This is a genomic window from Pseudophaeobacter arcticus DSM 23566, from assembly GCF_000473205.1.
GTDB classification, from domain to species: Bacteria; Pseudomonadota; Alphaproteobacteria; order Rhodobacterales; family Rhodobacteraceae; genus Pseudophaeobacter; species Pseudophaeobacter arcticus.
Genome location: NZ_KI421507.1, coordinates 289,230 through 300,494, shown reverse-complemented (window position 1 = coordinate 300,494; position 11,265 = coordinate 289,230). Strand labels below are relative to the sequence as shown.

The 11,265-nt window shown below is 58.8% G+C and carries 7 protein-coding genes; 4 read left to right on the top strand and 3 right to left on the bottom strand.

What is annotated here, in order from left to right; all coding sequences use genetic code 11:
• Positions 1–324: 324 nt before the first annotated feature.
• From ARCT_RS0105520 to ARCT_RS0105505, 4 genes are all read left to right on the top strand, one after another.
• Positions 325–2,877, top strand: a complete 2,553-nt coding sequence (locus ARCT_RS0105520; RefSeq protein WP_027239167.1) for an Ig-like domain-containing protein — start codon at positions 325–327, stop codon at positions 2,875–2,877.
• 71 nt (positions 2,878–2,948) lie between these two features.
• Positions 2,949–4,253, top strand: a complete 1,305-nt coding sequence (locus ARCT_RS0105515; protein ID WP_027239166.1) for a TolC family protein — start codon at positions 2,949–2,951, stop codon at positions 4,251–4,253.
• Between the two features lie 215 nt (positions 4,254–4,468).
• Positions 4,469–6,673, top strand: coding sequence for an ATP-binding cassette domain-containing protein (locus ARCT_RS0105510; RefSeq protein WP_240476257.1), 2,205 nt, complete (start codon positions 4,469–4,471; stop codon positions 6,671–6,673).
• Positions 6,670–7,842: an HlyD family type I secretion periplasmic adaptor subunit gene (locus tag ARCT_RS0105505; protein WP_027239164.1), complete on the top strand. Its 1,173-nt coding sequence runs from the start codon at positions 6,670–6,672 to the stop codon at positions 7,840–7,842. Before ARCT_RS0105510 ends, ARCT_RS0105505 begins: the two co-directional genes overlap by 4 nt.
• 194 nt (positions 7,843–8,036) lie before the next feature.
• On the opposite strand, the gene ARCT_RS25505 is transcribed toward ARCT_RS0105505, so the two are convergent.
• The 3 genes from ARCT_RS25505 to ARCT_RS0105485 form a co-directional block, all read right to left on the bottom strand.
• Positions 8,037–8,750 (bottom strand): trypsin-like serine peptidase, encoded by a 714-nt coding sequence (locus tag ARCT_RS25505; protein WP_027239163.1) that lies wholly within the window; start codon positions 8,748–8,750, stop codon positions 8,037–8,039.
• Between the two features lie 688 nt (positions 8,751–9,438).
• A complete protein-coding gene (locus ARCT_RS0105490; protein WP_027239162.1) occupies positions 9,439–10,074 on the bottom strand; it encodes a class I SAM-dependent methyltransferase in 636 nt (211 codons plus the stop codon).
• 158 nt (positions 10,075–10,232) lie between these two features.
• Positions 10,233–11,153, bottom strand: a complete 921-nt coding sequence (locus tag ARCT_RS0105485; RefSeq protein ID WP_027239161.1) for a nucleoside hydrolase — start codon at positions 11,151–11,153, stop codon at positions 10,233–10,235.
• Between the last annotated feature and the right edge of the window lie 112 nt (positions 11,154–11,265).

The following is an 11,265-nucleotide window of genomic DNA, read 5'->3' as shown; positions in this document are numbered from 1 at the left end:
GGTTTTGCCCAGATCCTGCCCCGACCCGCTGTTCCGATAGAGATACCAACTGCGGTCAGATTTATTAACCATTTGCAAGAAAGGGCCCCAAAAACAGGGGAAACAGCCCTGTCGCGGCAGAAAACCTGCGGCAAACAAGACACTATAGAGCGCAATTCATCTACAGTTTCTGTCTGCGCCGGCTAGACATTTGATTTAAATTCGACGCAATATGTTCGCAATATGGCCGCAAAGAACGGCCTTCGGCAGAAACATACAGGCACCGGATCCTCCGCAACCCCACGATTTCGGGCGTTGCGTGGTCTAGAAGCGAGCGACAAAAAAATGAGCACTGTTGGATTTATTACCCGTGATCTCTCGGGGACCACACGTCAAAGCACTTTTTCAGAGGGATCTCCCTCACTTCTCAATGTCACGCACTCCAAGGATATTTCGCTGAACCTCAGCGCTTCGGACATTGACAGTTATGTACGGCGGGGATCCGATCTCCACCTCATGCTGGCCGATGGTCAGATCCTTGTGCTGCAGAACTACTATAGCAATGACACACCCGGCGGCAAAAACCTGTTCCTCAGCGAGGAAGGGAATTTTGTCGAAGTTGTTCTGGAAGACAGGCCCGAAGGTACGCTGTTTGCCAGCTACGAGCCTTTGGACGTTTCCGGCAAGTGGTCCGCCTATGACGATATGGTCTTTCTGGATGTTGACCGTATCGAGCCGGTGATTGCCCCGCTGGCAGCGCCTCTCTTTGGCGGTTTTGGCGCAGCTGGCGCAGCAGCCGGTGTCGCCGGTGCCGCAGTCGTCGCTGGCGGCGGTGGTGGCGGAGGCGGTGGCGGCGGTGGCGGCATCCTTCCCACCGTGGACAATCCCGATGCCACCTATCCCGTTGCAGGCTCAACCACGGATCCGGTTGTCATCACCGGCACCGGCACTCCCGGCGCTGAGGTCGAAGTCAGCGTTGGCGGCGAGACACAGACAGGCACCGTCAAGGAGGATGGTACCTGGGAAGTGACCTTCCCGGTCGTGGCCCTGCCGATAGATGGCAACTATGATACCACCGTCAAAGTTGTCGATCCCGATGGAACAACACATGATCTGGATGGCCCTACAGTCATCATCGACACCACGCCTCCGGAACTGGACGTCACCAGCGGGACGCAGTCCACTGGCGATCTTGTCAATGGCAGCGAACATTCCACAGGTACCGTGATCACCGGCACAGGTGAAGCGGGCGCCAGCGTCAGTGTTGTCATCAACGGTCACACCCAGACGACAACTGTTGCTGCAGATGGCAGTTGGTCGGTTACCTTTAACGCGACCCAAATCAACACCGGCGACTACACAACAGCGGTCGACATCACCACAACAGATGATTTTGGCAATAGCGCCACCTTTAGCGAGACACTGGTGGTCGACACCATTGCGCCCCCCATCGGCATCAACACCGTCGCGGGCGATGACATCATCAATTTCTCCGAAGCGTCATCCGGTGTCACCCTGTCGGGAACCGGTGAGGCCGGCGCCTCGATCTCGGTTCTGTTCCAGGGCGTTACCCAGACAACCACCGTGGCCGGCGATGGCACCTGGTCTGTCGGCTACAGCAGCGCGCAGATTGTCGGTGGCAATAATTATGCCAGCACCGTTGAAGTGACCTCCAGCGATGCAGCCGGAAACAGCTCGACCAGCACCCACACGGTTCATATTGATACGGAAACCAGCGCCACACTGAACGGCGGCTTTGCCGGTGCGGACGATGTTTTATCCGGCCCCGAAGCCCAGGGCGGTGTTCAGTTGACCGGCACTGCCGAGCCAGGCTCGACGGTTCAGGTGTTCTTTGGCGCCGCCGGCGCCCAAAACGCCACGGTAGATGCTGCAGGCAACTGGACGGTCCTTATTCCACAAAGCTCCATCCCAACCGGCACAACGGATGTCGACATCGAAGTGCACGCCACCGACGCTGTGGGCAACACGGATGTTGTCACCCGCACCCTTTCGATCGACACCGAGGTGGATCCCTTTAGCGTCGAGGCCAATCAGACCGCCAATGACGTGATCAATCAGGATGAGCTGAACGCCGGCTTTGCCCTCCAGGGCACCGTCGAGCCCGGCTCTGAGGTTATCGTGACGATCCGGGGTGTGGCCAAAACCGCCACCGTCGATGCTGCGGGCAACTGGAGTGCTGAATTCTCGGGCAGTGATCTTCCGGCCGGTGAATATTCTGCAACGGCAACGATTGTTGCAACAGATCCTGCGGGAAACACCAGCACCCTGACTGAAAGCTTCGAAGTCGACACCGTCTTTGAAGCCCCGGTTCTGGACTCAGTCACCTACGAGATTGGCAGCCAGGACGTCAGCGAAATCAGCGTCGAAGGCATCGCCGGCACAGGTGAATCCATTACCGTCAACACACTCGAAGGCGATGGGTCTGTCTCCAACCCCGCTGCGGCTGTCACCGAAGGTCGTGGCCTCACCGAATTCGACTTTACCAATGCAATACCTGATGGCACCGACCTGGTGGTTACCAATGTTGACGCCCTTGGCAATGGCTCCAGCACCCTGCTTGTTCTCGAAGACAACGCCACAACGGCCAGCACATTGGCACATTCTGGTCTTGGCCAGTTCAATATCGACGAGTTGGACCTTGGCGCCGCAAGCAATGTTTCTCTGGTTCTGACCGAAGCGGATATCAAAGCGCTCTCTGAAAACTCGGATACCCTGACCATCCACAGTGGTTCGACTCCGGGCGACGACAGCGTCACCGTGGCAGGGGCAACCCTGGCCGGAACCCGCAATGTCGGCGGCGAGAACTACAACGTCTACACCGTCGGCGACGACGGCGCGACCCTGGTCATTGATCAAGACGTCACCGTCATCATCTGATCAATCGGACCGGCACCGTTCCTGACCGTTGCCGGTCCCAACCAAAACCCTACAAAAGGGCGAGGGGCAGTATGCAACTGGCACGACCCATTGGCGCATTGGCACTTATGTGCAGTCTTTCCGGCTGCGCCGATGGCATGCCCTTCCTTTCGGGCAAAACTGTTGACGAGACCGAAGTCTCCCGGCGCGGCGGCAATTTTGTGCAGCCCGAAGGTGAGGCCAGGTCACAAGTCATCTCGACCCTGCTCGATCGCCGCTCGCTACTGGCCGAAGACTCCGTGTACAACGCTGTCGCCGAAGCCGCCGTGGCGGCCTCTGCGCGCGCCTCCGAGGCTGAGCTGATCAGCGCCAAACTGCGCGCCGAGGCTGAATCGAAAAACTGGCTGCCCTCAATCGGTCCCTCGGTCAGCTTGACCGACCTGGGCGATCTTGTGGCCGGCATGCTTATTCAGCAGGTTCTTTTTGACAATGGGCGCCGCAAAGCCGAACGCGCCTTTGCAGCTGCCGATGTAGAAGTCGCTGCGGTCAATCTTTCGGTTGATATGAACGAGCGGGTTGAAGATGCCCTGGGGCTTTATCTGGCCGGGCTGCGCGGCGATGAAAAAGCCGCCTATACCAGTCGCGCCCTTACCCAGATGCAGGAATTCCGCCGCATCGTCGCGGGCCGGGTTGACGGCGGTCTGTCCGACCGCGCCGACCTGAATGTGGTCGACAGCAAGATCAACGGCATGCGCAATGCCCGCACCACCGCGCAGGATGCGGCCACCACCGCCCGCGCCGAGCTCACGGCGATGACGGGGGAGAGCTTTGCGGAAAAACCTGGCAAGCTCGACCTCGGAACGCCCCCCGAAACAACGCAGTATCTCTCGGTGCTGAAATCCCAGGCCGTCGCCAATCGCGGCGTGGCAGAGGCGGTGATTGGCCGTGCCGGGCTTTTGCCGCAGATTGCTGCGGCCGGCAATATCACCTCCGACGGGTCCGGCGCAGGGCTGACCCTGGATTTGGCCGAACCCCTGGGACTGGGCACCGGCGCCGCCCTGAAAGCCATCGAAGTCTCCAAGGAAGCCGCCCGTCGCCAGATCGGCGAGGCCGAAGAAGACGCACGGCGCAGTTACTCCCGACAGGTCCAGCGCCTGGCCTCTTACCAGCGTCAGACCGCCGAGACCGCCTCTTTGGCGCAGGCCAGCCGCGAAACCTACAGGCTTTTCAAAGCACAGTTCGAAGCGGGCCAGCGACCCGTGATGGATGTTGTCTCCATCTACGAAGAACTGGTTCAGCGCGAGCAGGACCATATCGAAGCAAAATACGAAGTTGTGTTGATCCAGCTGATGCTGGCACGCGACATGGGCCTGTTGGCGGATGGGGATAAGATTTGACCGATGCAACCACCCCAATCCGGCCCGGTTCCACCCCCAAGGTCAGCAGCCAGACACGCAAGTCGGGAAGCCCCCGGTTGCGGGCCGTTCCCCCCAGCCCTGGGCCGCTCGCGGATCAGTCAACGGGTGTTGGCCAGATCATTGAGGGCGCTGCAACCGCCACTGCCGCGCCCAGGCAGCCGTCCAGGCAGCCGTCCATCCCCCCCGCGGTCAATATGGCAAGCCCCGCCCCCAGCGCCCCTGCCCGCCCCGCAGCGGAACCACAGAGCGATATTGCAACGGGAAACCGCCGCGAAGTTGGCACCCTGATCGAAGGCGCCTCTGCCCGGATCCAACACCGCGCGACCCTGATTGCAACACTTGCCTCGTTGAAGGGCACAGAGGCCCATGCAGGCGACATTGCCAGCTTCATGTGGAGCAACAACCCTGGCGACTCTTCGGCCGAGAGCCTGGCCCAGGCTCTCGGCTCCACCGGGCTGCAGGTGAAACTGCAACGCCGACCAGAGCTGACCCCCGACGACTGGCCCGCCCTGGCGATGATGAAGGGCGGCCAATGTGTGCTGGTTCTGGGTCAGGATCAGGGGCGGCTCACCATCTTTGACACCACCTGCCCCGACAATCGCACCGAGGTGCCGCTGGGCGAGTTCACGCCATTTTTCACCGGCACCCTGCTGGTCGCCCGCCCCTCGTTGAAACAAATGGCAGCGCGCCACACGCCGCAGCTGGAAAGCGACCATTGGTTCTGGGGAGAATTCCCCAAATACCGCCGTCAGGTGGGCGAAATCATGCTGGGCTCATTGGTGGCCAATATCCTTGCGGTCTCTGTCGCCCTGTTCTCTTTGCAGGTCTATGACCGGGTGGTCCCACATCAATCCCATGCCACGCTTTGGGTGCTGGCCATTGGCGCCTTTCTTGCGATCATGCTGGAGGCGCTGCTCAAAGTTGCCCGTGCCCGGTTGACCGATGCCGCCGGACGCCAGATCGAACTGTCGGTGCAGCACAATCTGATGCGCCGCCTGATTGGTATGCGGTCTGACAAGAAACCCCTGCCGCCGTCGGGGCTGTTTGCCGCGATGCGCGATTTTGGCGCGGTACGCGAATTCTTTACCTCTTCAACCATCTCGACCCTGGCCGATATTCCCTTTATCGCCGTCTTCCTGCTGCTGGTGGCCTCAATCGCCGGCCCCATCGTCTGGGTGATCATGGTCGGCGGCGTGCTGATGCTGCTGCCTGCCTATTTCATGCAGCGCAAGATGATCGCGCTGACCCGTCAGACCCAGGGCGCCAATGCCAAGGCAGGCCGGTTGCTGCATGAGGTAATCACCGAACTCGACACAGTGAAAACCCAGCGTGGCGAAGACCGCGTGATGCGGAACTGGGATGAGCTGAACGTGCTGTCATCGCATTCCTCAACCGAGCAGCGCCGTCTGGCCAGTGCCCTCACCTTCTGGTCCCAAGGCATCCAGCAGGCCACCTATATCACCGCCGTCGTTCTGGGCACGCTTTTGGTTTTTGCCGGCGAATTCACCGTTGGGACAATCATTGCCACCGGCATCCTGACCAGCCGCACCCTGGCGCCGCTGACCCAGTTTGCTGCTACCATGGCGCGCTGGAGCAACGTCAAGGGCGCCTTGGAGGGGCTGGAGGCCATCGCCAAGGCTCCGCAAGAGATGGAGGCCGAACGCAGCTACCTGCGCCGTGAGCAGCTTCAGGGCCGCTTTGAGCTGCGCGAAGTTGTGTTCCGCTACGACGAAGACGCCGCCCCTACGTTGGATGTTCCCGGTGTTGCAATCACCCCGGGCCAACGGGTTGCGATACTGGGCGTCAATGGCTCGGGCAAATCCACGTTGATCAAGCTGTTGTCGGGGCTGTATTCCCCTGATGCTGGCCGGATCATGATTGATGGCACCGATATGGGCCAGATCGACCCCCGCGATCTGCGCCGCAATATCGGCTACCTGAGCCAGGACGTGCGCCTGTTTGCCGGCTCGCTGCGCGATAACCTCAACCTCAACCAGCTGGAGCGCGACGATGGTCGCCTGATGGCTGCTTTGGACTTCTCCGGACTGGGCGCCTATGTGCGCGGTCACCACAAGGGGCTGGATCTGGAAATTGGCGACGGTGGTGGCGGATTGTCAATTGGTCAACGCCAGTCGATCGGCTGGGCGCGGCTCTGGCTGCAGAACCCGTCCATCGTGCTGCTGGATGAACCAACTGCGGCGCTGGATCAGACGCTGGAGCGCACCCTGGTCAGCCGTCTGGAAACCTGGCTTCAGGGCCGCACAACCGTTATTGCCACGCACCGAATGCCCATTCTGTCGCTGACCAACCGCACCCTGATCCTGCAGGACGGGCGCATGGTGGTGGATGGTCCCCGCGACAAGGTTCTGGCCCATCTCGCAGCAGGAGAGGGTAAATGACCTCATCCGCGCATTACGATCTTGCCGAAAGCGCCCGTGGCGCCAGCCGCATTGTCTATCTGGTCGGGGCGGCTTTGGTGCTGTTCCTCGGCTGGGCGGCCTTTGCATCGGTGGATGAGATCGTGCGCGGTGAGGGCGAAGTGGTCTCCTCCTCGCGGGCGCAGATCGTGCAGAACCTCGAAGGCGGCATTTTGGCCGAGCTGCATGTGCGCCAGGGCGACGAGGTGCGCGCCGGACAAATTCTGGCCAAACTGCAGGACACCAAGTTCCGCACCATTGCCGATGAGTTGCAGGATCAGATCGACACGCTGGAAATCAAACAGTTCCGCCTGGAAGCAGAAATGGACGGGGCCTATGAGTTCACCGTGCCTGATGCCCTGGCCGAGCGCTCAGCTGAGATCCTGGCCTCCGAGCGGGCCTTGCTGAACGCGCGGCAGGGCGATTTTGACAGCCGCCGCAGCAGTGCACGCAAAATTCTCGATCAGCTCAATGATGAGTTGGCCAATATGCAAAACCTCTATGAGAAAAACATTGTCGCCCTGATCGAAGTGAACCGCTCGCAGAAATCGGCCACCGATGCACAGGCCAAGTTCAATGAGATTGGCACCCAGAACGAGTTGAAACTGGCCGAAGAATACTCAGAAGCCCTTCGCGAGCTGGCCTCGCTGCGGCAGGATCAGCGCCTGGCGCTAGACCAACTGAACCGCACCATTATCACCTCGCCAATGTCCGGTATCGTCAACAGCCTGGGCGTCACCACGATTGGCGGCGTTGTGCGCCCCGGTGAAGAGATCTTTGAGATCATCCCCATGGGCGAAGAGCTGTTTGTCGAAGCCCGCGTCAAACCCAAGGATATTGCCAGCGTTCAAACCGGTCAAAAGGCAACCATCAAGCTCTCGGCTTATGATTATACCATCTATGGCGCGCTGAACGGCGAGGTTGATTTTGTCTCGGCGGATACCTTTGAGGACGAACGCAATCCCCGCGCCGAACCCTTTTATCGGGTCACTGTCCGGGTTGATCGTTCTGATCTGACAGAGCGTCAACAGGGTATCGAAATTCGTCCAGGCATGCGGGCCACCGCAGAATTGCAGACCGGATCAAAAACCGTGCTGAACTACCTGTTGAAGCCTCTGTACAAATCACAAGAGGCCTTTCGTGAACCATAGATGCGCACATCCAGGCCCAGCAGGGAATACATCGGAGTTTTCCGAATTGATCCCTGTCGCTTTCCCTCTTCTGCCCTATCGTTCAGGACAGCGCCCAAACGGGACAGATCCTGTGCGCCGTGGCAACCTGCTTCCCGCTGCCATTCTAGCAGCAGGTCGCTTGGGAACGTCGCTAAGGAGGGACGTATCTGTTGTCAGCCGGCCTGTTGCATCAAGCGCCACAGGGTTGAATCAAGCGCCGTTCCAATCGACACGCGCCTGCTCCCCATTGCGGCCTTGGCAGAAATCACCGAGACCAGTGTGGGCAATCGGCCCGGTATCACCTGTAGAACAGGTGCACCCGAAGCTCCAAAATCGACAAGGCAGGACATCACCAAGGTTGTCCGTTGTCTTGCTAGAACCTCGCAACTGCGTTCCAAACTGGGGCGCGTCGCATGGGTAAAGTTATAAGACAGCACGCCCACGGCGTCTCCGCGATCGGCATTCAACGACATACCCAACGGTCGGATCTCAGTCGAGCTGATCGGTCGGGACAGACGCAGCACCGCAATATCGCTTCCCATCAAAGTGTCGCCTCTTTGACTGTGTCGATATCCAGGATGCACCACCGCCTTGGCAATCTTGCGCGATGCCTTGGCATTGCGACCCAAAAGGCCCGCTTCAAATTTGATCGTCGTTGGATCAACCGCGCGTCCAGATACCGGATCATACAGGCAATGGGCCGCAGTCAATACTAAGTTTGGCGCAATCAAGGATCCGGTACACATATTGCGTCCCGAAATATTCAGCCGTCCAACCGCTTCCCACCCAGGTAACGATCTTGCTCCAAATTGCGGATCACCCGCCCTCGCGCCGTCGGGCATACTTGCAAGCAAGCAGGCCGCGACCACAGCGATTAGTCGTTTCATTTTCCACTCCAAATTCCCACATCGACATTTTTGTTCAGTCGTGCGGCTGGAATGGGGCCCAATCTTGCGCCTGGTGGACGAAATAGTGGATAGAATGTGGCAGCGTTAACAATTCTCTAACCCCCCGGTTATTGATGCCCCAGAATGACGCTAAAACGGGGTAAAAGACCACCCAGCGTTAAGACTCTCCCTAAGGTTTTAGGCAAATACCTGTAAAAACATGCATTTTCATATCCCTCGGCAGCCTCAAAACACCACTTTGCGCGCAAGACTTCGGTAAGAATTCGATGGGTTGCCGCCAAAATTCACCCAATTGGGGCAAGAATCAGTCACCTGTCACACCACAAACGGCCCTAGATTCTCTTTTCAAATCCATAATTGCGCCTCGCTTCGTTAAGGTCTTGCCCTGTGGCCAAAGCAGGGTCGGCTTCACCGGGCTGCCACGGGTTTAAGCAGACCATTCCAAGACACAGCCCCGGCGCGCTTGGAATAACCCCCGAAATCCTGCGCCGAAAACCTTGCACCAAAAGTCTGGCCGCAAAATTTGGCCCCATAGCCTGGACTGGCAATTGGGCCAACAACTGGGCTGGCAAACTCGGCTGGCAAACTGGGATGTCTTACTGGGTGAGAAACCCCAGGAGGTCGCGCGGCATCCTCAAGAGCTGTGGCTCGGCAGGGACCAGAGCCGCTAGCCCTGCTCTCCCATCGGGAACCGCGATCGCCGCACCCGGGTTTTAAAATCCTTGCGCCCATAACGGACGGTCGCGTCGGCCTCATAGACCGCGATAAGCCGTCTGCCAACGGCGCCACGGAATGGTTCTCTGACAACCTGTCGGTAGTTGGGCTTGCGTCCCATCCACTGAAGTAGCTTGCGATTGCCAATAGGGTCGTGAATGTGGTCATCCGCTGCCGTTGCGGGCCATTCATAAGGCACCGACACGATGACCATATCGCTGATCTCAAGCAGCTTGCGGGCAAAGGGGACGACATCCGGCACATGCTCAAGCACCTGAAAGCAGGTGGCGATGTCATATTTTTTATCGCCAAAATCATGCTTTAGAAAATCGCCTTGAACCCCCTTCACTGTCGAAGACTGGTAAGGCTCAGCCATGTCAAACGAGACCCGTTCCGGGATCCAATCGAACCATTCAAGATAGGGACAGCTCGCTGTTCCAATGTCGATCATGGATTTGGCATCCTTGCCAAGGCTCCGGACGATATAGTCCAGATAGGAGTAATACATGAGATCCATGCGGTTTTGCCAATACTGCCCGGATTTGTATCCAATCAGTATATTCGGATCCACATCATCAATACTCTTCATCCCAAAAACGCCCCTGCCCCAATGTCCTTGCGCCTTAGAGCTTCCAGTCTCACAAAATGGCGGGATGCTTGGCTCATATATCTCCAACCAAGTAGACATAGATTGCCCGTGAGGTAAATCACCAAAAGCGCAGGCCAAGCCCCCGGCGCTGCGCGCCGTCAGGGCAGCAGTGCCAGACGCGTAAGGAACAGCGCCTTTACCGCTTCGGCGTCGACATTGAGGCAAACCGAAGTCTCTGCCCGGCTGCCCTTGTCAGCCTCCTGTGTCGCGCCTGCGGTCTCTCCGGAACAGGACACGCGGATCGGCATTTTCCTGACCTCAAACAGTTTTGGGTGGCTACAGGCAATCACCGCGGCTGGGTCATGCAGGGAACAGCCGTCAAATTTGCCCACCGTTTCATAAAAATCCAGGTAGAACTCTGACATGGTCTGCAACATGCCGCCCAATTCGGGCGAGCGCGCCGCGATCAAGCTGAAATCGGCCTTGGTACACAGAATTTGATGGGTGACATCCAGCCCAACCATCACCAGCTCTGCCCCGGACGCAAAGACCACATCCGCCGCATGGGGATCGTGGTAGATATTCGCTTCGGCATGCGGGGTGATATTGCCCCCTTCCTCCAGAGAGCCCCCCATGATGACAATCCGCTTGAGGTTTTTGACAAACTCCGGGTCGCGCTGAATGGCCAGCGCGATATTGGTCAGAGGACCGATGGAACAGAGCACCAGCTCGCCCCTATGTTCGCGCGCCATTCGGATCAGGAAATCGGCGGCCTCCTCTGCCACTGGCGCGCCTTTGGGCTCCTGCGCTGGAATATCGCCAAAGCCTTCGTCCCCGTGGACCTGCGCTGACGGAGAAAAGGGCGGCAAGGACAAAGGTGCCTCGGCCCCATGGGCTACGGGCACCTCCAGATCTGCGGCTTCGAGCAGACGCAGGGCATTTCGGGTGGCAATCCGCGTGGTAACATTGCCAAAAACCGTGGTGAGGCCCAGAAGCGAAATCTCCGGCGCCGCCGCCGCGTAAAAGATCGCCATGGCATCATCAATGCCAGGGTCCGTGTCGATAATCAGTTTAATCATGGCTGTCTCCACTTCGCTCACCGGGCCGGCCTAGCATTTACGCCCGCGCCCGTTCAAGGCACGGAATGCCCAGATGATCCCCGGACGGGGCAAAAGAAAACACCCATACAGT

Coding starts and splice junctions, on each gene's coding strand:
- ARCT_RS0105520 (WP_027239167.1), top strand. CDS start 325: ATGAGCACTGTTGGATTTATTACCCGTGATCTCTCGGGGACCACACGT.
- ARCT_RS0105515 (WP_027239166.1), top strand. CDS start 2,949: ATGCAACTGGCACGACCCATTGGCGCATTGGCACTTATGTGCAGTCTT.
- ARCT_RS0105510 (WP_240476257.1), top strand. CDS start 4,469: ATGGCAAGCCCCGCCCCCAGCGCCCCTGCCCGCCCCGCAGCGGAACCA.
- ARCT_RS0105505 (WP_027239164.1), top strand. CDS start 6,670: ATGACCTCATCCGCGCATTACGATCTTGCCGAAAGCGCCCGTGGCGCC.
- ARCT_RS25505 (WP_027239163.1), bottom strand. CDS start 8,750: ATGAAACGACTAATCGCTGTGGTCGCGGCCTGCTTGCTTGCAAGTATG.
- ARCT_RS0105490 (WP_027239162.1), bottom strand. CDS start 10,074: ATGAAGAGTATTGATGATGTGGATCCGAATATACTGATTGGATACAAA.
- ARCT_RS0105485 (WP_027239161.1), bottom strand. CDS start 11,153: ATGATTAAACTGATTATCGACACGGACCCTGGCATTGATGATGCCATG.